Annotated in this window: 20 protein-coding genes; 16 read left to right on the plus strand and 4 right to left on the minus strand. The window is 32.0% G+C overall.

Annotation, left to right across the window (positions count from 1 at the left end; translation table 11 throughout):
* Positions 1–205 precede the first annotated feature (205 nt).
* From mltG to dapF, 3 genes are read right to left on the minus strand one after another with little or no spacing between them, the layout of a single operon-like run.
* Positions 206–1,249 (minus strand): endolytic transglycosylase MltG, encoded by a 1,044-nt coding sequence (mltG, locus tag ATE84_RS20560; RefSeq protein ID WP_101449755.1) that lies wholly within the window; start codon positions 1,247–1,249, stop codon positions 206–208.
* Positions 1,239–1,766 (minus strand): GNAT family N-acetyltransferase, encoded by a 528-nt coding sequence (locus ATE84_RS20565; protein ID WP_101449756.1) that lies wholly within the window; start codon positions 1,764–1,766, stop codon positions 1,239–1,241. The genes mltG and ATE84_RS20565 overlap by 11 nt, the downstream gene beginning before the upstream one ends.
* Positions 1,760–2,545: a diaminopimelate epimerase gene (gene dapF, locus ATE84_RS20570; RefSeq protein WP_101449757.1), complete on the minus strand. Its 786-nt coding sequence runs from the start codon at positions 2,543–2,545 to the stop codon at positions 1,760–1,762. Before dapF ends, ATE84_RS20565 begins: the two co-directional genes overlap by 7 nt.
* A gap of 166 nt (positions 2,546–2,711) precedes the next feature.
* Between dapF and ATE84_RS20575 the strand changes: the two genes are divergently transcribed.
* The 16 genes from ATE84_RS20575 (at position 2,712) to ATE84_RS20650 (ending at position 20,631) form a co-directional block, all read left to right on the plus strand.
* On the plus strand, positions 2,712–4,124 hold the full coding sequence (locus tag ATE84_RS20575) for a trypsin-like peptidase domain-containing protein (protein WP_101449758.1): 1,413 nt from the start codon (positions 2,712–2,714) through the stop codon (positions 4,122–4,124).
* A gap of 139 nt (positions 4,125–4,263) precedes the next feature.
* Complete coding sequence (locus ATE84_RS20580; protein WP_101449759.1) at positions 4,264–5,712, plus strand: glyceraldehyde-3-phosphate dehydrogenase; 1,449 nt, start codon at positions 4,264–4,266, stop codon at positions 5,710–5,712.
* A gap of 353 nt (positions 5,713–6,065) precedes the next feature.
* On the plus strand, positions 6,066–6,683 hold the full coding sequence (locus ATE84_RS20585) for a tRNA (guanine-N1)-methyltransferase (RefSeq protein ID WP_101449760.1): 618 nt from the start codon (positions 6,066–6,068) through the stop codon (positions 6,681–6,683).
* A 68-nt stretch (positions 6,684–6,751) separates the two neighbouring features.
* Entirely contained in the window at positions 6,752–7,429 is a 678-nt protein-coding gene (trmD, locus tag ATE84_RS20590) for a tRNA (guanosine(37)-N1)-methyltransferase TrmD (RefSeq protein WP_101449761.1), read from the plus strand.
* A 261-nt stretch (positions 7,430–7,690) separates the two neighbouring features.
* Complete coding sequence (gene rplS, locus ATE84_RS20595; protein ID WP_101449762.1) at positions 7,691–8,041, plus strand: 50S ribosomal protein L19; 351 nt, start codon at positions 7,691–7,693, stop codon at positions 8,039–8,041.
* Positions 8,042–9,006: 965 nt separating this feature from the next.
* The gene (locus ATE84_RS20600) at positions 9,007–11,232 is read left to right on the plus strand and encodes an NADP-dependent isocitrate dehydrogenase (protein ID WP_101449763.1); all 2,226 of its coding nucleotides are present in this window, start codon (positions 9,007–9,009) and stop codon (positions 11,230–11,232) included.
* Between the two features lie 194 nt (positions 11,233–11,426).
* Positions 11,427–11,966 carry an RNA polymerase sigma factor gene (locus tag ATE84_RS20605; protein ID WP_233195861.1) on the plus strand — a complete coding sequence of 180 codons (540 nt, stop codon included), beginning with the start codon at positions 11,427–11,429 and terminating at the stop codon, positions 11,964–11,966.
* Between the two features lie 4 nt (positions 11,967–11,970).
* A complete protein-coding gene (locus tag ATE84_RS20610; RefSeq protein ID WP_101449764.1) occupies positions 11,971–12,507 on the plus strand; it encodes a hypothetical protein in 537 nt (178 codons plus the stop codon).
* On the plus strand, positions 12,488–13,594 hold the full coding sequence (locus ATE84_RS20615) for a hypothetical protein (protein WP_143273678.1): 1,107 nt from the start codon (positions 12,488–12,490) through the stop codon (positions 13,592–13,594). The genes ATE84_RS20610 and ATE84_RS20615 overlap by 20 nt, the downstream gene beginning before the upstream one ends.
* Before the next feature lie 171 nt (positions 13,595–13,765).
* Positions 13,766–14,392, plus strand: a complete 627-nt coding sequence (locus ATE84_RS20620; RefSeq protein WP_101449766.1) for a hypothetical protein — start codon at positions 13,766–13,768, stop codon at positions 14,390–14,392.
* On the plus strand, positions 14,385–14,600 hold the full coding sequence (locus ATE84_RS20625) for a hypothetical protein (RefSeq protein WP_101449767.1): 216 nt from the start codon (positions 14,385–14,387) through the stop codon (positions 14,598–14,600). Before ATE84_RS20620 ends, ATE84_RS20625 begins: the two co-directional genes overlap by 8 nt.
* A gap of 170 nt (positions 14,601–14,770) precedes the next feature.
* Positions 14,771–15,958 carry a serine hydrolase gene (locus ATE84_RS20630; protein WP_101449768.1) on the plus strand — a complete coding sequence of 396 codons (1,188 nt, stop codon included), beginning with the start codon at positions 14,771–14,773 and terminating at the stop codon, positions 15,956–15,958.
* Positions 15,959–16,170: 212 nt separating this feature from the next.
* Positions 16,171–18,549: a TonB-dependent receptor gene (locus ATE84_RS20635; RefSeq protein ID WP_101449769.1), complete on the plus strand. Its 2,379-nt coding sequence runs from the start codon at positions 16,171–16,173 to the stop codon at positions 18,547–18,549.
* 112 nt (positions 18,550–18,661) lie between these two features.
* Positions 18,662–19,477 carry a DUF4249 family protein gene (locus ATE84_RS20640; RefSeq protein WP_101449770.1) on the plus strand — a complete coding sequence of 272 codons (816 nt, stop codon included), beginning with the start codon at positions 18,662–18,664 and terminating at the stop codon, positions 19,475–19,477.
* Positions 19,478–19,595: 118 nt separating this feature from the next.
* Positions 19,596–20,408, plus strand: a complete 813-nt coding sequence (gene murQ, locus ATE84_RS20645) for an N-acetylmuramic acid 6-phosphate etherase (RefSeq protein WP_101449771.1) — start codon at positions 19,596–19,598, stop codon at positions 20,406–20,408.
* The gene (locus ATE84_RS20650; RefSeq protein WP_101449772.1) at positions 20,398–20,631 is read left to right on the plus strand and encodes a DUF6095 family protein; all 234 of its coding nucleotides are present in this window, start codon (positions 20,398–20,400) and stop codon (positions 20,629–20,631) included. The genes murQ and ATE84_RS20650 overlap by 11 nt, the downstream gene beginning before the upstream one ends.
* A gap of 132 nt (positions 20,632–20,763) precedes the next feature.
* On the opposite strand, the gene ATE84_RS20655 is transcribed toward ATE84_RS20650, so the two are convergent.
* Positions 20,764–21,339 (minus strand): hypothetical protein, encoded by a 576-nt coding sequence (locus tag ATE84_RS20655; protein WP_101449773.1) that lies wholly within the window; start codon positions 21,337–21,339, stop codon positions 20,764–20,766.
* Positions 21,340–21,458 lie beyond the last annotated feature (119 nt).

The following is a 21,458-nucleotide window of genomic DNA, read 5'->3' on the forward strand; positions in this document are numbered from 1 at the left end:
TCATTAAAAACGGTTAAAAAACTCAAAAAAAACCTTAAAAATGACACTTAAACGTCAAACCCAGTGTTTTAATCGAAAAAAAATAAACTATTGTACTTGCTAGTAATTCACAAAAAAAACACAATTTTGTTAATAACTTCGTGTTGTTTTTTATTCAAAAAGAAAAAAACATTGCTTTTTTCCTACAACAAAGGCGGGTCGATAATCATCGTTTTACACCTTGCTTATTAATCCAGTTAATGTACTGTTTTTTATTACGATTATGCTGGTTGATCGTCTTAGCAAATTTATGATACCCGAAGTTTTCTACATTAGCCACAAAGAAGTAATATTCATGCTTTTCATAGTTAAGAACTGCATCAATCGATGAAATGTCAGGCATAGCTATTGGCCCTGGAGGTAATGAACCGTATTTATAAGTATTATAAGGACTATCTAACTCCAAATCTTTATATAACACACGTTTTATAATCGTATCCCAGTCATTTCGGTGTTTTTTAATTGCATAGATCACAGTTGGGTCTGCATCTAATTTCCAATTATTATTATATCTATTCATATAAACCCCTGCCACCCTAGAGCGTTCATCTACTTTTGCTGTTTCTTTTTGCACAATCGAAGCAACAGTAATAACTTGACTTTGAGTTAGCCCAATTTTCTTCGCTTTTGATACACGGGATTCGTTCCAGAATCGATTATATTCTTTCAACATTCTTTTTCTAAACTGTTCTGCAGAAGTATTCCAGAAAAATTCATATTTATTAGGTATATACATTGCCAAAGCAGTCTCTAAAGAAAAATCATTTGCTTCTAAAAAAGACTCTTCTTTAAACACTTTCAACAAAGAAACACTATCAGATTCGATTTGAGAGGCAATTCTGCCGGCCAAGTTCTCCAACCTTTCTTGATTATTAAAACTAATATGTATAGGCGAGTTCTTACTTCGTAAAACATTTATAATCTCATTATTATTAAGACCTTTTCGCAAAATATATCGCCCTGCTTTAATCTTATCAATATACCCTTTTCTTCTTGCAACCCTATCAAAACTATAGATATCACTAACAACCGGACTAATCGTTTCGATAAGTTCAGTATAGGTAGCTCCTGTAGGAATATATATAGTTGCTGTTTTAGTTTCAAAACTCGTATTAGGAGAAAAAACCGATTGATAGACATAGTATGCAAAAATTCCTCCTGCAATTAAACCTAATAATGCAATAGCTAATAGTATTTTTTTAATGTACATATACTAATTGATATAAAAATTCGTCTTTATAAATATCCTTTACCAGATTCCACTCTTTCTTCACTCCTACTTTATTAAACCCTTTATTCTCAAACAATTTAATACTAGTTAGATTATCCTCAGAGATATTTGCATATAATTGGTGTAAATGCAAGTGAGTAAAACTATAGTTTACAATAAGCTCTAAAGCTTCTGCTCCATAGCCCTTGCCTCTATTTTCTTTTTCTGCTATCAAAATACCTACCCCCGCTCTATTGTGGGTAGGATTGAAATCAAACAAATCTATCAAACCTAGTGTCGCATGATCATTAGAGCAAATAACCAACCGTAATTGTTTTACCTCATAAATATCTTTATGTGAATTTTCTAAATACTCTTTAATCAAAAATCGAGAATATGGAGTCTGAGTAGAGCTCATTTCCCAAATCTGTTCATCATTTTCTACAATATAAACAAAATCAAGATCTTCGGGCTCAAGAGCTCGTAAATAAATATTTTCTCCTTTTAATGTTACCATGTGATCTCTCCTTTAAAAACCTGTTTTGCAGGCCCTATCAAAAAGATATTTTCGTATCCATTCCCGTTTTTCTGAAAGGTAACTTTTAGTTGCCCTCCTTGGGTATGAATATCAATTTCCTGATCATTTGTTAGTTTAATTGCATGCATAGAAAGAGCTACCGCAGTAACTCCCGTACCACAAGATAGGGTTTCATTTTCTACCCCTCTTTCATAAGTACGTACAGCAAATGCATTTCCATTTTTCTTTTCTACAAAATTAACATTACTCCCCGCTTCAAAATAAGGAACTCCGTTTCTTATTGCTCTACCATTACTCTCTACATCATAACTAGTCAAATCTTCAACCATTGTAACATGATGAGGAGAACCTGTATCCAAAAATAAATGGGTGTCATATTTCTCAATCTCAGATACATCCTGCATTTGCAAATACACCAAATCATCTTTTATTTCAGCTTTATGCTTACCATCAATCGCGGTAAATGTAGCCTTATCCTCTATTACTCCCAAAAAAGCTGCAAAAGCAACTAAACATCTCCCTCCATTACCGCACATTGAACTTTCGTTACCATCTGCATTAAAATAAACCATCGTGAAGTCATCCTCTTTATCCTGAGGAAGTTCTAACAACATTAAACCATCGGCTCCAACACCAAATTTTCTGTCACAAAGTCTGGCAAACAATTTGGTATCATTTTTGGAGAGTATAGCATCTCTATTATCAATGATTACAAAATCATTCCCAGTACCTTGGTATTTATAAAACGTAAGAGTCATTATTCTTTCAATTATATAAGCAAAGGTACAAAGAATGTTATCAAAAAACCGTTGTTAATTGTGAGTTAAATTTGATAAAAAAAGTATACTATAATTGTAATTTTAAGAGTTAATAGAAGTCTATTAGATTAGTATTACATAAATCAAACAAAAAAAAGAGAAGAAAATGAAAAGATTTTTGAGTTTATTGGTTGTAGCTATTGTAGCAGGTGCACTTACTTTAGGTGGATATAAAATATTTTTAGAACCTGAAAAAACCATCGTTATTAACGAAAGTGAAACCAAACCTAATCTAACCCCTGTAAACTACAACCCTGTCACTACTAATGCATCTGTTTCTGGTATTGATTTTACTACCGCCGCAGAAAAAACAGTAAATGCTGTAGTTCATGTTAAGCAATATGGAATTTCGCGTACGCCAAGAAATCTAATGGAATTTTTTAGAAATGGCGGAGCACAAGAAAGAAAAATTCAAGGTGCTGGATCTGGAGTTATCATTACAGAAGATGGATATATTGTAACCAATAACCATGTAATTGACGGAGCTACTGATTTAGAAATTACATTAAATAATAATAAATCATATAAAGCCAAAGTAGTTGGTACTGCTCCACAGTTTGATATAGCACTCATTAAGATTGATGCTGAAGAAAAATTATCATATATCCCATTTGGTGATTCTAATTCAGCTAAAATCGGGGAATGGGTACTTGCTGTAGGTAACCCATTTAACCTTACTTCTACAGTTACCGCAGGTATTATAAGCGCAAAATCAAGAGACCTAAATGAGTTTGACGACAAAATTCAATCCTTCATACAAACCGATGCTGCAATTAACCCTGGTAATAGCGGAGGTGCATTAGTTAATATAAGAGGAGAATTGATAGGTATAAATACGGCAATAACTTCGCAAACAGGAAGCTATGTTGGATATGCTTTTGCTGTACCATCCAATAATGCTAAGAAAATTATAGATGATATTATTGAATTTGGAGGCGTACAACGTGGAATATTAGGTATACAAGGAGGAACCATAAATCCAAAAGTTATGGAAAAATATGACATTTCAGTTTCTCAAGGTGTATTTGTAGCCTCGGTTTCAGATGATAGTGGAGCTAAAAAAGCTGGTCTTTTAGAAGGAGATGTTATAAGAGAAATAGATGGACTACCTATAAAGAAATTTGCAGATTTAACAGGATATGTAAACAGCAAGAGACCTAAAGATGTAATCAACGTTAAAGTCTTAAGAAAAAGAAAAGAAATAACTTTACCCGTTACCTTATCAAAATACGAAATTCAAAAATATAATATAAATGATGTTGGTGTAGAAGTTAGAAATCCACCTAAAGGGTATTTAAATAATTTTGAGCTTGATCATGGAGTTGTAATTAGCAAGGCACTAAGCTCTAGAATGAAAAGATACAATCTTGAAGGATTGATTATTAGCGAAATAGACGGAAAAAAAGTGAGAAATGTTCTTGAAGTAAAAAACATAATAGAAAGCAAATACAAAGATGAAGATATCACGATTAGCCTAGTGGATCGAAGTGGTCAGAAAAGAGAATTTGTATTTCAATAAACATCATAAAACATAAATACAACAGTACCTCCCATTACTTTTATAAAGTAATGGGATTTTTTTTCACAAAAGGTTTCACGAAAACGTTTGAAATATATACTTTTGCACGAAATTTCAAGACTTTAAAACACAACACATTATGAGCTCTAACGAAGTTTATGAAAAAGAGTTAGCCTTTCAGGCAGACAGACGTCGCGCTACAGTAGCATTTATAAAGACTGTAAGCGATCTTTGGTACGACAATTCTATCGAATTGGTACTTTTCCGCAACCAGTTAATTGATAAGAACGTAAGTGAAATTATCAATTTACATGAATATGCAGGCGAGTTTGTACAAAAACCTATTTCAATTTTTGATTCTGCAGAAATCGCGCAAGCTATCAAATTAATGAATTTACCTCCGTCAAAATTAGACATTGGTAAACTCACATATGAGTACCATTTAGCAAGTGATGAATACAGTTCAATAAATAGTTTTGTACAAAATAAGCTAAAAGATGCAAAGACATTCAAACCAATTTCTCCAAAAAATGTAGTACTCTATGGATTCGGACGAATTGGTCGTTTGGTAGCCAGAGAATTGATGACCATTACAGGCAAAGGAAGTCAATTAAGACTTAGAGCTATAGTAACTCGAGGAACAATCACTCAAGAAGTATTAGAAAAAAGAGCCTCCTTACTTCGCAGTGATTCTGTACATGGAGACTTTGCCGGTACTGTAGAAACAGATTTACCAAATAGTGCTTTGATTATTAATGGCACCACTGTAAAAATTATTAGCGCCAATAATCCAGAAGATATAGATTACACTTCTTATGGAATTCAAGATGCTCTGATCATAGACAACACAGGTGCTTTTAGAGACAAAGAAGCATTAAGCAGACATCTGGCTGCAAAAGGAGCAAACAAAGTATTACTCACTGCTCCTGGAAAAGGAATTCCCAATATTGTACATGGAGTTAACCATAAAGAACATGATCCTGATAAAGTAGATATTTTTTCTGCTGCTTCTTGTACCACAAATGCAATTACTCCAATACTTCAAGCTGTAGACGAAAGTTTTGGTGTAGTTAATGGTCACCTCGAGACAATACACGCATATACCAATGACCAGAATCTGGTAGATAATATGCACAAAAAATACAGAAGAGGTCGCGCTGCTGCTCTAAATATGGTAATTACAGAAACAGGAGCAGGAAAAGCAGTTTCTAAAGCATTGCCTAGTTTTGAAGGAAAATTAACATCTAATGCAATACGAGTTCCTGTACCAAATGGATCATTAGCGATTCTTAATCTTAATTTAGAGAAGAAAACCTCTAAAGAAAGCATGAATGCGGTACTCAAAAAATATGCATTAGAAGGAGATTTGGTAGAGCAAATAAAATATTCATTAGACAACGAATTAGTATCTAGTGATATTATTGGTTCTTCTGCACCATCTATATATGATAGTAACGCTACTATTGTAGATGCAAAAGGAAATAATGCCGTTTTATATGTATGGTATGATAACGAATATGGATATAGTCATCAAGTAATAAGACTATCAAAATATATCGCCAAAGTAAGACGTTTTACTTATTATTAGTAGTCGTTTTTATCAAAATTTTAAAAGTCGTTATTGTATAAATAACGACTTTTTTTATTCCTATTCTTCAAAAAGAAAAAATGTAATTTACAAAACTCGTTTTAAAAAGATGTAAAATTTTAATTATCAATAAATTATCTTCAAAACCATCTATACATGAATTCTTGCAAAAAAAACTTTATAATTACTTACAATATCGTACATTTATTACCGTTACAGAAGAAATTAATAACCAAAAAGAAACGACATATAAATATTCCCTATACTATATATACATTAGTTATTTTACTCTCTAACTACCACCTCACTATAGGGATATCGAATCTAACCATTAAAAACATAAGAATAACAATATGAAATTACCACAGTATCTATTAGTTTTAATACTACTTCTATCCTTTTTTGAAACTGCATATGCACAAGAAGAAAACACAACTGTTACTGAAGCTTTAAAACAGGAAAAGATAGAGGGGCAATTTGATATGGTGATAAAAAAGTCCGGGAAATTTCAAGAATACAAGGTAGTAAAGCTAGTTTGGTTAAATAAACTAAAAAGCAATACTATAGATACACTTAAAACATTAGAGTCAAAACTAAATACAACCAATCTTAAGATTGATGAACAAAAAACTACAATTACCGGACTCGAAGAATCACTTGCCAAAACAAATGTAGATCTTACTACTGTTACTAAAGAAAAAAACAGTATTAACTTTTTTGGAGCAGCATTAACCAAATCCAGTTACAAAACTATTATGTGGGTTATTATTGGTGTGCTCATCGCCTTACTTAGTTTCTTTATCTATAAATTCAAAAACAGTAATACAATAACACTACAAGCCAGAAAAGCATTATCCGAAACCGAAGCAGAGTTTGAGGATCACAGACGAAGAGCTTTAGAACGAGAGCAAAAAGTAATGCGTAAGCTTCAGGATGAAATCAACAAACAACGCAAAGCTGGTGCTAAGTAATTTTAATTTCTAGATTTTCATCATATTCTTTTGCATCTTTGCATCCATAAATGAATTAGAAGATAAAGATGCGCATAGATATCATCACTGTAGTACCAGATATACTAAAAAGTCCTTTTGAAGCTTCAATAATGAAGCGATCAATAGAAAAAGGATTAGTAGAAGTACAGTTTCACAATCTTAGAGATTATACTGATACAAATTACAAACAAGTTGACGATTATCAATTTGGTGGTGGTGCTGGTATGGTTATGATGATAGAACCCATAGATAAATGCATCTCTAAGCTAAAATCAGAAAGGGATTATGACGAAATCATCTATATGACTCCAGATGGTGAAACCTTAACTCAAGGAACTGCAAACCAATTATCTTTAAAAGGAAATCTAATTATTCTTTGTGGCCATTACAAAGGAGTAGATCAACGTGTAAGAGATCATTTTATCACCAAAGAAATATCTGTTGGAGACTATGTATTATCAGGTGGAGAACTGGGCGCATTGATCTTATGTGATACCATCATTAGACTTATTCCAGGAGTACTCGGTAACGAAACCTCGGCACTAACTGATTCTTTTCAGGACAACTTATTAGCTCCCCCTATTTATACAAGACCCGCAGAATATAAAGGCTGGAAAGTACCAGAAGTTCTAACCTCCGGTAATTTCCCTAAAATAGAAACATGGCGTGAAGAACAAGCCTACCAAAGAACAAAAGATCGTAGACCTGATCTGTTGGAAGAGTAAAATATTTCACAAATCAATACCTAATCTACTATTAATATTAGAAAAAAGTAGTATAAACTTTGTTTTTACTTCTAAAACACAATCATATACTCACTATTTACGAACACCTTATCGTAAATTGAAAATCATAAATCGACAAGAAAATAATAATCACAAAACACTTGCAAATCATCAAATAATGCTTACTTTTGCACCCTGATTAAATCAACCTCTGGCGAAAATCGCGAATGTTGTTTTAATAAAATCAAGAAACTATATCAAATGGAAGATTTAGTAAAATTCGTTCAAGACGAATTTGTTACAAAAAAAGAGATGTCTGACTTCTCTGCAGGTGATACAATCACTGTTTATTACGAAATTAAAGAAGGAAACAAAACACGTACACAGTTCTTTAGAGGAGTTGTAATTCAAAGAAGAGGTTCTGGGTCTACTGAAACATTTACAATCAGAAAGATGTCAGGAACTATTGGTGTAGAGCGTATTTTTCCTATAAACCTACCAGCACTTCAAAAAATCGAAGTAAACAAAAGAGGTAAAGTTCGTAGAGCTCGTATATTCTACTTTAGAGGACTTACCGGTAAAAAAGCACGCATTAGAGAAAAAAGAAACTAATTCTTTATTTCTTTTACAGAACAAAAAGACTGCCAAATGGCAGTCTTTTTTTATGAACAAAAGTTAACAACTTAAGTTCATAAACAGTTAATAACTAATGCATTAAGAATTGATGTCTATAAATCAATTTTCCTTATATTTATATTAGAATTACATATAGCACAAGATGACACAAGGATTCTTAGCTATGTATCTAAATAAACGTTCTCTGAACATATTAAGACCAGTTTAGAATTAAAACAAATATAGAACGAAAGTTATTTTTTTGAATACATCCTTGAAATCACTTTAAGGGCTTTACTTTAGGATCATTTCAAAATGAAATTCAGAAGAAAAAATTAAGTTTTGACACCTTTTTAATTGTAAATGGCATTTGACTATCCGGGTGAAAAACTGAAAAATTACAAAAGTAATTTAGAAACACAAACACACGTATTAGTCGTAAGAGTAGAAAATAAATTATACAAATCATCATTTGACAAATTTAAATCTGCTCAAAATTGAAAATAAATATTATGGTATAAATAACGAAAGTTTCTATTTAATAGCGGGTAAAACAGCTAACATTATAATTATTTTCAATGAAGCCATATCAAAATATTCGTATTCTTGATATGGCTTTTTATTTTTAAGGATACATCTAAAAACAAGTCAAAATTTCAACATCTTACATTTTTTTCACTTTAATATTCAATAAACTACAATTCAACTCTCTCTTACTCAAAACTAACAACACACAGGTTGCATTTAGGCGACTAGATTTGTATCTTCGCGCTCGGAAATCTATGACTACAAATATTGAAAAGCCTAATAAGATCAATATTAAAAAGATCAGCCAATATTGTTTGTCTAAGAAAAATTAAACGACTAATTATTTCCTTACATAAATAGTATAATGAAATTAGGGTGTCTACTACTTTTCAGGTATTAAAAACCTATAGATCCCTAAACAAAAAACCAAAAATATGGGAGTTGATAACTCAAAAATAGTGTACACCAAAACAGATGAAGCACCAGCTTTAGCTACTTATTCTTTTTTACCTATTGTTCAAAAATTCACTAAAACAGCAAATATCAATATTGAAACAAAAGATATTTCTCTTGCAGCTCGAATTTTATCTAGTTTTCCCGAAAAATTAACTGATAAGCAAAAACAAGCTGATGCTTTGGCAGAATTAGGTCAACTTGCCCAAACACCAGAAGCAAATATCATTAAGTTGCCTAACATAAGTGCTTCTGTGCCTCAATTGAAAGCTGCCATTGCAGAATTACAACTTCAAGGATTTGATCTTCCAAATTACCCTGAAGAACCTGAGAATGATGCAGAAAAAGAAATTAAAAACCGATACGACAAAATAAAAGGTAGTGCAGTAAATCCTGTTCTAAGAGAAGGGAACTCTGATCGTAGAGCTCCAAAACCCGTAAAGCAATATGCTAGAAAGAATCCACATTCTATGGGTGCCTGGAGCCCTGATTCTAAAACTCATGTAGCCACCATGTCTAATGGAGATTTTTGCTCAAACGAAAAATCAGTTACTATAGATAAGGCTGGAGATATAAAAATTGAATTGGTAGATCAAAATGGAAGCACAACTACCTTAAAAGAAAAAATAACATTACTGGAAGGAGAAGTTATAGATGCTACAGTAATGAGCAAAAAAGCACTTATCACTTTTCTTAAGGAACAAATAGCTGATGCAAAGGAGAAAGATGTATTGTTTTCTTTACATATGAAAGCTACGATGATGAAAGTTTCTGACCCAATTATATTTGGTCATGCAGTAGAAGTGTTTTTTAAAGATGTATTCGAAAAACACGCTACTACCTTTGAAGAAATTGGTGTTGAAGTAAATAATGGTTTTGGAGACCTTATCAACAAACTAAAAAAGGTACCAGATACCAAAAAAGCCGAAATAGAAGCTGATATACAAGCATGTTATGAAAAAGGGCCAAAACTAGCGATGGTAAATTCTGATCAAGGAATCACCAATCTACATGTACCAAGTGACGTGATTATCGATGCATCTATGCCAGCAATGATTCGTAATTCTGGTCAAATGTGGGACGCACAAGGAAACACACAAGATACCAAAGCAGTTATCCCAGATAGTAGTTATGCCGGAATATACCAAGAGACTATAGACTTTTGTAAAAAACATGGAGCTTTTGATCCAACTACTATGGGAACCGTTCCAAATGTTGGACTTATGGCCAAAAAAGCCGAAGAATACGGTTCTCATGACAAAACATTCGAAATTCAAGGTAATGGTATTGTTCGTGTCATTGATGCTTCTGGAAACACACTAATAGAACACCCTGTAGAACAAGGTGATATTTGGAGAATGTGCCAAACCAAAGATGCTCCTATAAAAGATTGGGTAAAACTTGCTGTAAACAGAGCAAGAGCAACAAACATCCCTGCTATTTTCTGGTTAGACAAAAATAGAGCGCACGATGCCGAGCTAATTAAAAAAGTAAACACTTATTTACCAGAACATGATACTACTGGATTAGACATTAGGATTATGTCACCTATTGAAGCAACTCGCTTTTCATTAGAAAGAATTGCAGCTGGTAAAGACACAATTTCTGTAACAGGAAATGTCTTACGAGATTACAATACCGACCTCTTCCCTATTCTAGAATTGGGTACAAGTGCAAAAATGTTATCTATTGTTCCTTTAATGAATGGCGGTGGTTTATTTGAAACCGGAGCAGGAGGTTCTGCACCAAAACATGTACAACAGTTTAATAAAGAAGGGCACCTAAGATGGGATTCTTTAGGAGAATTCTTAGCTCTTGCCGTATCTCTAGAACATCTCGGAGAAACTAATAACAACACCAAAGCTTTGATTATCGCAGAAGCACTTGATCAAGCTACTATCAAATTTCTGGAGAATAGGAAATCACCTTCCCGTAAGGTAAATGAACTGGATAACAGAGGAAGTCACTTTTATCTGGCTTTATACTGGGCACAAGAACTTGCAGAACAAACTCAAGATAAAGAATTACAAAACGAGTTTGCCATAGTTGCAAAACAACTTGCTGATAATGAAACTAAAATTATCAATGAACTTAATGATGCACAAGGTAATGCTGTTGATATGGGAGGATATTATTGGCCAAATGTAGATAAAGTTTCTACAGCAATGCGTCCAAGTAAGACACTTAATACCATTATTGAAAAATAATAGAAGTAAAATAAATATTTTAAAAAGCCTGTGAGATACTAATTTCACAGGCTTTTTTTAACACTAACCTATTTTTTTTATCAAAAATATTCATGTTATTTTTTTTCACATGCAACCCTTTGATTTTTAAATTGTCAATGATAATAACCAAAAGAGAAGTACTTTTAAAGAAATTTACAATCAAGTAAAACTAATTGGAAACCAATATTCTTTATACGCATAAAGATCTTGTAGAAAAAAGCAAGTCTGGTGATAGGAATTCGCAATACCGATTATATGAGCTCTATGTAGATGCCATGTATAACGTAAGTATGCGAATACTAAGCATAAAAGAAGATGCAGAAGATGTCGTACAAGATAGTTTTGTAGAGGCTTTCAAAAATTTAAAATCTTTTAGGTACGAAAGTACTTTTGGTTCTTGGTTAAAGAGAATAGTAATTAATAAAAGTTTAAATCATTTAAAGGTAAAAAAGATACCTGTTACTCCTCTTGATCAACACGAATATCATATTAGTGAAGAGATAATTGACCCTGTTAAATCTAATGATATTAACAAAATAAAAAAAGGAATTAAAATTCTTCCTGATGGATATAGACAAATTATAAATCTCTATTTGATTGAAGGATACGATCATATAGAAATTGCAGAGATATTAGGTATCGCCATTTCGACTTCGAAATCACAATACCATAGAGCAAAGAAAAAATTAGTTGAAATCGTAAACACATTATAATACAATGGATGATTTTGAAAAACATATAACAGAAAACCGGCATCTATTTGATGAGCATAAAGCAGATAAATCAAAAATCTGGAAGGAAATTGAGTCAAATTTAGATTCTTCAAAAACAATTAGATTATGGAGGTCTCCTTTACTAAAAATAGCTGCAAGTATATTAATTCTAATAGGAGCTTTCTCAATAGTAAATATAATCGCATCAGGATTTAATAATACCAACCAAAATAATATTGTACACCAGGAATTACGAGATATAGATACCTATTATAAGGACTTAGTATCTTTTCAGGTACAACTTGTAAAAAACAATTCAAAATTACAACCCGAAGACAAAAAGAAATTCTTGTCTTTTATGGATGAGCTGGATGAAGAATATGATACCCTTAAAACAGAAATGGCAAAGAACTTGAATAATGAATACATTTTAGAAGCCATTGTTAATAATTATAAAAAAAGAATCGAATTGATTGAAAACCTGTTGAAACAGATCAATGATTCTAAAAAATCGAATGAAAATGAAGGCTATATCTTATAAATATCTTTTACTGATGCCCATGCTGCTATTCTTGACAAATAGCATATGGGCACAGGAAAAAGTGTCTAAAAAAATTGACAAAACATTTCCATTAACTAATGCTGGAGAATTACATTTAGAAAATAAATACGGAAATGTAACCATTCAAGGATGGGAGAAAAAAACAATACAAATTGATATTGACATACAGGTTGTCAAAAAGAAAAAAGAAGATGCAAAAGAGCTATTGAAGCGTATTAACCCTACAATTAATAACACAGAAGATTTTGTAAGTATTTCCTCTGTAATTGAAGAAAAAAACACAAGTGTAATTTCTAGATTCTTTAATAAAGAAATCTTCGATAAAACAAGTTTCTTTGATTTTGACAAAGGTAATGTCCAAATCGATTACACTATTTATTTACCTTTTAATGCAGAAATTAATATTATAAACAAATTTGGTGATATTATTATAAGTGAGTGGAATGGAAAATTAAAAGCTAATGTCCAACATGGCGATATATGGATAAATAAAGATCTGAATAACGCAAGTATAGAAATGAAATTTGGAAAACTAAAAACCAAATCTATTACTTACGGAAACATACGATTCAAAAATGGAGAAATCGACATAGAATCATCCAATGATCTTAAAATAAATAGTAGTGGAACGATCATAAAAATTGAAAACGTAGAATCATTAGAAATGCACTCTAGCAAGGATCAGGTTACCATCCAAAGACTAGGAAGTATTCATGGTGAACTTATGTTTAGTACCATGAATATCGATACTGTACATGAGAATATTAATCTTACTACAGAAGTAGCAGACATTTGGATTTCTAAAATTGAAAAAACAAATGCTAATGTAACTATTGACCAGGAATCCTCAGAACTCAGTATCAATGTTTCAGGAATGTCTATAGATTTTAGCGCCGCTCTTGAACAAGGGTTATTAAGAATTCCTAAGTCATTTACGAATATAAAAACCGATGTGATTGATAAAAGAAGAAAAATCAGAGAAATTAGTGCCTCTTATGGAAATAGTAATTTAAAAGGAAAGTTCAATATCACAGGTAGAAAAGGAGTGGTCATATTAAAAGAATAAGTATGTATCTCCCTTTTAATTACCCCAGTGAATCATCATCGATTATGATAAATTTAACAGTATCGAAACGAATTACATGCAACTATTACAAATTTAACTTGTCAATGATATAACAAATCAAGTATAATGAAACACGTGAAAATTATATTACTTTTTGCTTTAACCTGCTATATGTATCCAAGTATAGCTCAAGAATCTCAGAATTATATAGAGTTTAATGACCGAAAAAATATTGTACATGGCGTTTATTTAGGTGTACATGCTGGTTATGGCGAAATTAAAGGCAAAGAAACATATATTGCCGGACTTAAGGTCGCCTATGTTGCTAATCAAAAATTTGAAATTGGTTTTGTAACAAAAGGCCTCTTTTCTAATCAAAATATTCCAGGAATTTTCTCGCCAGAGATTGCAGATCTGGGAGCAGTTTATTCAGGTCTTCATTTAGAACCAATATTTTTTAGTAAAGCCAAAATCAATCTTTCTTTTCCTGTACTAATAGGTGGTGGTGCAATGGGATACATTAATACTAACTGGGATGATGAAGAAGAAGCAGAACGATATCAAGATGATCAATGGGATGCTATATTTGTTGTAGAACCAGGAGTGAATGTTTTGTATAATATTTCTCGATACGTTCAGTTAGAAATGGGAATTAAATATAGGTTTTCTAGTAAAGCAGAATTATCGTCAGATGCAATTACTCGAATTAACGGATTTTCAGCTGGATTCGGTGTAAAAATGGGAGTATTTAACCTTGGAAGAAATCGCTATAAAAAAAACATACCAAATCATGAATAAATCAAAAACAAACCACAAAAAGAACATGAATGTTGTCTATGTATTCTCAGAAAACGACAAGGTTTATGTTAAAAACAGTACCTGTTCTGAATCTCTTGATCAAACTTCAACAATGCATGAAGAATGGTTTCCTATTAATTTTCAATGGAAATCATTATTAGATTTAAGAAAAAATATAAGACTTCAAAATGTAGATGAAAGCTATTAATTAAGAACATATTCTTGTATAGCATTCTATAGGACCTACTCCTTTTAAAATTATTAAACCACTAATAATCAAATTTTAAACAAATCAGACACTAAACCTATTGCCTAATAATTTTATCCTGATGCATTAAATATTTCAGTTATCATTTTAAAACCTAAAAAAATAAACAAATGAAAAAGGCAACCTCTTTACTTCTTCTTTTTTTAATATTCTCATGTGGAATAGATGATGATATTCTTCATACACACATAGAATTACAAGAATTATATGACGAGTCAGAACTAGTTGGGCTTTCTGTAGCCATAGTCGATAATAGAAAAGTGCTTTATAAAAATTCTTTTGGGCATGCAGATATTAATAAAAATAAAAGATATTCTAGCCATACAATTCAAAATATAGGATCTATATCCAAGACTTTTATCGCACTAGCAGTAATGAAAGCTGTAGAACAAGGGAAACTTGATTTGGACACCAATATCAATACATATTTACCATTTGATGTAATACATCCGCTTTATCCTGAAAAACCGATAACTGTTCGACATTTAGCAACTCATACTTCTGGAATTACAGATGGAGAAGTATACTATAGAAGTTATCTGTTTGAGGATCCCAATCAATTGGATGTATCTGCTTTCCCAGAGGATTATCAACCTATTGTAGAGCTAATTAAAGCAAATGTAAAAATAGATGATTCTGTTTTTTTCGAAAATGCATTATCCGCATCGGGTCCATGGTATTCTCAAGATAGTTTTCTGGAAAATGCTCCAGGAGAGAAATATGAATATAGCAATATTGCAGCAGCACTAGCAGCTTTTGTAGTAGAAAGTGCAACAGGAATTTCTTATGAGAGCTATACTCATAAATATATTTTTGAGCCTTTACATATGGATGCCACAGGATGGAGTTTTAATGACGTAAATATGCAAAATCATGCTACACTCTATTATGCTAAAGATTTTGAAGTTCCCAAGTATTCTTTAGTGACTAAAGCAGATGGTGGGCTTATAACCAGTAATTCTGATTTTAGTAAATATTTGATAGAAATGATGAGAGGCTACCAAGGGAAAGGAAAACTATTATCGGCAGCATCCTACAAAGAAATGTTTCGTCTTCAATCAAAACATAGTGAAATCAAAGAAGCAATGGGTGGTATTTTTTGGGATATTAATGACAATAAAACAATAGGGCACACAGGCGGGGATCCAGGGATAATAACATCATGTATGTTTGATCCAATAAAAAATAGGGGGTATTATTTAGTGACAAATACAAGTGAAGAATTCAATATTAATATCGAAAGATCAATAGAAAAAATCTGGAAAACATTGATTAATGAAAACCCAAATCACAAATAAATAATTCTATTAACAAGATTTACAAAAATTGGATACTAATTTAATTAAATTAGTATCCAATTTTGAGTTTTAGTAAGAAATTGTATAATTTAAAGCATTACAACAAATCAGTACTAAAAACAATAATTAACAATAAATTAATTGTAGAAATCATAACATATTTCTTCCTTTACAGTATTCATTATTAGTACTAATTGGTAAAATACTTTCTTTTGAAAAAATATATATTATCTAGTCTCATATTAGTATTCTTATCATCGTTCTCTATCTATAGTCAGGAAAAATTTACATTAAGCGGAGTTATTTCAGAAAAATCCAGTAACGAAACATTTATCGGAGTCAATGTCATATTTCAAGAAATAGGAAAAGGTGTAGTTACTAATGAATATGGTTTTTACTCTATCACCTTACCTCAAGGGAAATACAAACTACAGGTAAGTTATTTAGGGTTTACAGATAAGATTCTTGAAATTGACCTTAATGAAGATAAAAAACTTAATGTTCAGCTTACAGAGTCTTCAGAGGTTCTCGATGAAGTAATCATTACAGAAAAAACAGAAAAACTAAGCATTAAAAACCCTCAGATGAGTATTAATAAACTCACTGCAGGAACTATCAAACAAATCCCTGTAGTTCTGGGAGAAGCCGATGTGATCAAATCCATTATTCTTTTACCAGGAGTAACTAGTGGTGGTGAAGGAGCCTCTGGATTTAATGTACGAGGAGGATCAACAGATCAAAACCTTATTTTATTAGATGAAGCTACTATTTTTAACTCTTCTCATCTTTTTGGTTTCTTCTCTGTCTTTAATCCAGATGCAATAAAAGACATCAAACTTTACAAAGGTGGAATTCCAGCCAGATATGGTGGTCGCGTATCATCTGTATTAGATATTTATCAAAAAGAAGGAAATAGCAAAAAGTTCAGAATTAATGGAGGTCTTGGGGCAGTAGCAAGTAGATTGCTGGCAGAAGGTCCTATTGTAAAAGATCGAGGTGCATTTTTGGTAGGTGGTAGAGCTTCTTATGCGCATCTTTTTTTACCTCTTTTTGATAATGATAATATTGCATATTTCTATGATCTCAATACCAAACTAAATTATAAGATTAATGACAATAATAATGTATATCTGTCTGGTTATTTTGGTCGAGATGTATTTGCTATAGATGAAGTTTTTAAAAACACATATGGTAACACAGTACTTAATCTAAGATGGAATCATCTGTTTTCAGATAAACTGTTCTCTAATCTATCCCTCATATATTCTGATTATTTCTACGGATTAGAACTCGATTTTGTAGGTTTCGAATGGGATTCTGGAATCAGAAATTTTAATCTAAAATATGACCTGAAACATTATATCAGTGATAATTTTCAACTTAATTATGGTATCAATACTATCTATTTCAGATTTAATCCCGGTGAAATAAAACCCAATAGTGAAGATTCTGGAATCAATAGAGAAAAGCTTATCGATAAATATGCAAATGAATTCGGGGCGTATATTGATGCAGAACATAAAATCTCTAATAACTTAACACTTCAGTATGGACTTAGGTTAAGCAATTTTATCAGATTAGGACAAAATGAGCTTAACATCTATCAAAATGATAACCCTCTTTTATTTAATGAAGAATTGCAGATTTATGAAGATGCAAAACCGATAGGCACAGAAAGTTTTAGCAGAAGTGACCAAATAAAAACATTTACCAATTTAGAACCCAGAGTAGCCCTAGCATATGCTTTTAATGACAATACTTCAATAAAAGCTAGTTATAACAGAATGGCACAATATCTTCATTTATTATCAAATACTAGCTCCCCTACTCCTTTAGATGTATGGACTCCTAGTGGCAAATACATAAAACCACAATTACTTAATCAATATGCGCTAGGCTATTTTAAAAGTATTAATGATGATGAATATTCTCTAGAAACAGAAGTTTTTTATAAGGATATAAAAAATCGTATTGATTATATTGATGGTGCGGATCTAATTGCTAATAATGCTATCGAGCGAGATATTTTGAATGGAGAAGCTCGTGCTTATGGTTTAGAATTTCTATTAAGAAAGAATGAAGGAAAATTTAAAGGTTGGCTAGCCTACACCTTATCAAAATCAGAACAAAGAACTCCCGGTAGAACGCCGCAAGAACCAGGAATCAACAATAGCAAATGGTATAGCACCCCATATGATAAAACCCACGATGTATCCTTTAATGGAAGTTATGAACTAAACAAAAAATGGAAATTTGGAGCTAATTTCATATTCCAAACAGGGCAACCAACTAATTATCCTACAGGACAGTTCGAATTTCAAGGGTTAGTAGTACCGGTGTTTGATGGGCCACGAAATAGTGAACGATTACCGGCATACCACAGAATAGATATATCAGCTACTCTAACACCAAGAAAAAACAAAACCAGAAAATGGCGCGGAGAGTGGGTGTTTAGTATCTATAATATATATAACCGTAAAAATGCAGCATCAATTACTTTTAAAAGAAATCAGGATTCCTATTTAAATGAAGCCGTAAGAACTTCTATATTTGGAATTATACCCGCTGTGACCTATAACTTTAAATTCTGACAAATGAATTGAAGGCTTACATAATAATCGAGACACGTACACTACTAATAAAACAGGGATTATTATGTAAATTTAATTTTGATCGCTGAAAAGAAAATTAGAAACCGATAAAATGAAGAAATTAATCTATATACTGGTAATCCTCATAACATCAATTAGCTGTGAAGATGCAATTGATATAGAGGTCCCTAATGGAAAGCAAAGATTAGTAATTGATGCTTCTTTTGAATATTACCTAACCGAAACCCCAGTTGATACTGAAGGTGGAGTAAGACTTACATTATCAGCTCCATTTTTTGATAAAGATACTCCTACTGTGAGTGATGCTACTGTTTTTATTACAGACCTCTCTAATAATTCGGTTATCAATTTTATCGAGTCTATAGAGCCAGGGTTTTATACCCCAAACACAACTGCATTTACTCCAGAATTCGATACTACATATCAACTTACCGTTATCTACAACAATGAAACTTTTATTGCCACGGCACAACTTATTCCTACGGTTCCTATTGATAATGTAGCACAAGGTGATAATACGTTATTTGATGACGAAACCGAAGTTGTTATTTTCTTTACAGATGACGGAACTCGCGACGATTTTTATCTTTTCGATTTTGATTTCAGTTTATTTCTGGCAAGTGAAGATCGTTTTTACCAAGGCGAAGCATTCAATTTCTCTTATTTCTATGAAAATATGGTAAATGGACGTAATGTAACCATCAAAATACTAGGAATTGATGAACGTTATTACAACTATGCGAACCTTCTTATTGAACAAAGTGAACAAGAAGGAGGAAATCCATTTCAAACACCTCCTGCCCTATTAAGAGGTAATATCATTAACACAACTAATATTGATAATTTTGCCTTGGGATACTTTAACCTTTCTGAAGCTAATAGATTTGATTTTACTATAAAAGAATAGTGTTTTATCATTAAATCTATCTTGATTTTTTAGATTCCGTATCATAGAAAGTCTAAATAACTTCATTAAAAAAGAAAGTTACTCTGTCTTAAAATCAAAAAATGAGTATTTTTGAAGCATGTCATTTATAAAAACTACAGAACAATCCTCAAAATATGATCATTTAGAAAAAATGAGCATTAACGAGTTGCTTTCTAACATAAACAAAGAAGACAAAACAGTTCCTGATGCAGTAGAAAAATCTATTCCACAGGTTGAAGCTTTGATTGCTCAAATTGTACCAAAACTCAAAGATGGTGGTCGGATTTTCTATCTTGGAGCTGGAACAAGCGGCCGATTAGGAATTGTAGATGCCAGCGAATGCCCACCTACTTTTGGTGTTTCGCCCGATTTGGTTATCGGATTAATCGCTGGTGGTGATACTGCAATTCGTAAATCTGTAGAATATGCAGAAGATAGTACAGATCAAAGTTGGAAAGATTTACAAGAATATCAGGTTTCAGAAAAAGATGTCGTTATCGGCATTGCAGCTTCAGGTACTACTCCATATGTTATAAGTGCATTACAGAAATGTAATGAAAACAATATTACTACAGGATGTATTACTTGTAATGAAGGTAGCCCTTTGGCCCTAACTGCTCAATTTCCAATTGTCATTACTGTAGGTCCCGAATTTGTAACCGGAAGCTCTCGTATGAAAGCTGGTACTGCCCAAAAATTGGTTTTGAATATGATTTCTACAGCCACTATGATTCAATTAGGTCGAGTAAAAGGCAATAAAATGGTTGATATGCAACTTAGCAATAATAAGCTGGTAGATCGTGGCATACGAATGATCATGGATGAACTAAATATTAATAGAGAACTAGCAACCAGATTATTAGAACAATATGGTAGTGTTCGTAATGCTATAGATAATTATGGAGCCTAAAAGAACAAACAAAGAATTATTAGGCAAAGGTGTACAACGTATGGCTATTGCTTTTATTTTCATGTTTATAAGCCCTGTTATCATCCATTCGGCTTTTAAGAATCAAGACCATCCATTATATATACCTATTTTGATTTTAGGATTAGCAGGTGCTGGTTTTGCTATATTTATGGCTTTTAGAGGCCTAAGAACTATTATGGATTCGTTTTTCGGAAAAAAATGATTTCTGGCCTAGTTTGTCTCTAGCATTACCTTATACTAATTTATTTTGTCGACATATTAATATCATTACGATTTATATGCAATATGAACTACCTATTATACATAATAAGTAGCTCATATAAGTAAGACTATATTAGTATACCCATCCAACTACTCCTTCATATTTTAACCCTGCATTGATTCCTTCTGAATAATTTTTGGTAAATAAATGATCCGAGTTTCTGGCATCATAAAAACGATATAGTTTTCTTTTTCCATTACCTGGTTTCTTTTGTATTAAAACAAATTGTCCCCTAACAGCATCTCTCCAACCTCTATTTACCAAATTCAAAAACTCTGTAGTGTTAGTTGTTAACACAAAATCTGTTTTGCTAGGATGTAGCATAAAATACATATCACTGTATAAAGCCTTATTAATTTCTCTAGGGTTTTTAACTACTGGAGTTCTAAAAGCGACCCCTTCTCTTCTTCCAATACCAACTCCTAATCCTCCCTGTGTTTTGTAGGTATGTAGTGATCCTCTTCCACTATAATATCTATATACATTTTCATATCGAAATGTACTTGCTTTACCATTTGTATTTTCTGATGGCTCAATTTCTGTTGTTTCAAATGATTGCTCTGGCAATTGTTCTTGATCTTCAGTTTCACATGAAGTTAAGATAAAGGCAATACTTAAAATTGAAAATATAAATTTACTTTTTTTCATACCGTATAAGGTTTTAATATTAATATTCATTTCTGAGAATAAATATATACAACCTGAAAAATCAAAAGAATACTATGAGGATATATGTTAAGATTTTGTGGACGAACAACCTTAATAAG

It is taken from the genome of Aquimarina sp. MAR_2010_214, from assembly GCF_002846555.1.
Taxonomy (GTDB): Bacteria; Bacteroidota; Bacteroidia; order Flavobacteriales; family Flavobacteriaceae; genus Aquimarina.

Coding starts and splice junctions, on each gene's coding strand:
- mltG (WP_101449755.1), bottom strand. CDS start 1,249: ATGTACATTAAAAAAATACTATTAGCTATTGCATTATTAGGTTTAATT.
- ATE84_RS20565 (WP_101449756.1), bottom strand. CDS start 1,766: ATGGTAACATTAAAAGGAGAAAATATTTATTTACGAGCTCTTGAGCCC.
- dapF (WP_101449757.1), bottom strand. CDS start 2,545: ATGACTCTTACGTTTTATAAATACCAAGGTACTGGGAATGATTTTGTA.
- ATE84_RS20575 (WP_101449758.1), top strand. CDS start 2,712: ATGAAAAGATTTTTGAGTTTATTGGTTGTAGCTATTGTAGCAGGTGCA.
- ATE84_RS20580 (WP_101449759.1), top strand. CDS start 4,264: ATGAGCTCTAACGAAGTTTATGAAAAAGAGTTAGCCTTTCAGGCAGAC.
- ATE84_RS20585 (WP_101449760.1), top strand. CDS start 6,066: ATGAAATTACCACAGTATCTATTAGTTTTAATACTACTTCTATCCTTT.
- trmD (WP_101449761.1), top strand. CDS start 6,752: ATGCGCATAGATATCATCACTGTAGTACCAGATATACTAAAAAGTCCT.
- rplS (WP_101449762.1), top strand. CDS start 7,691: ATGGAAGATTTAGTAAAATTCGTTCAAGACGAATTTGTTACAAAAAAA.
- ATE84_RS20600 (WP_101449763.1), top strand. CDS start 9,007: ATGGGAGTTGATAACTCAAAAATAGTGTACACCAAAACAGATGAAGCA.
- ATE84_RS20610 (WP_101449764.1), top strand. CDS start 11,971: ATGGATGATTTTGAAAAACATATAACAGAAAACCGGCATCTATTTGAT.
- ATE84_RS20615 (WP_143273678.1), top strand. CDS start 12,488: ATGAAGGCTATATCTTATAAATATCTTTTACTGATGCCCATGCTGCTA.
- ATE84_RS20620 (WP_101449766.1), top strand. CDS start 13,766: ATGTATCCAAGTATAGCTCAAGAATCTCAGAATTATATAGAGTTTAAT.
- ATE84_RS20625 (WP_101449767.1), top strand. CDS start 14,385: ATGAATAAATCAAAAACAAACCACAAAAAGAACATGAATGTTGTCTAT.
- ATE84_RS20630 (WP_101449768.1), top strand. CDS start 14,771: ATGAAAAAGGCAACCTCTTTACTTCTTCTTTTTTTAATATTCTCATGT.
- ATE84_RS20640 (WP_101449770.1), top strand. CDS start 18,662: ATGAAGAAATTAATCTATATACTGGTAATCCTCATAACATCAATTAGC.
- murQ (WP_101449771.1), top strand. CDS start 19,596: ATGTCATTTATAAAAACTACAGAACAATCCTCAAAATATGATCATTTA.
- ATE84_RS20650 (WP_101449772.1), top strand. CDS start 20,398: ATGGAGCCTAAAAGAACAAACAAAGAATTATTAGGCAAAGGTGTACAA.
- ATE84_RS20655 (WP_101449773.1), bottom strand. CDS start 21,339: ATGAAAAAAAGTAAATTTATATTTTCAATTTTAAGTATTGCCTTTATC.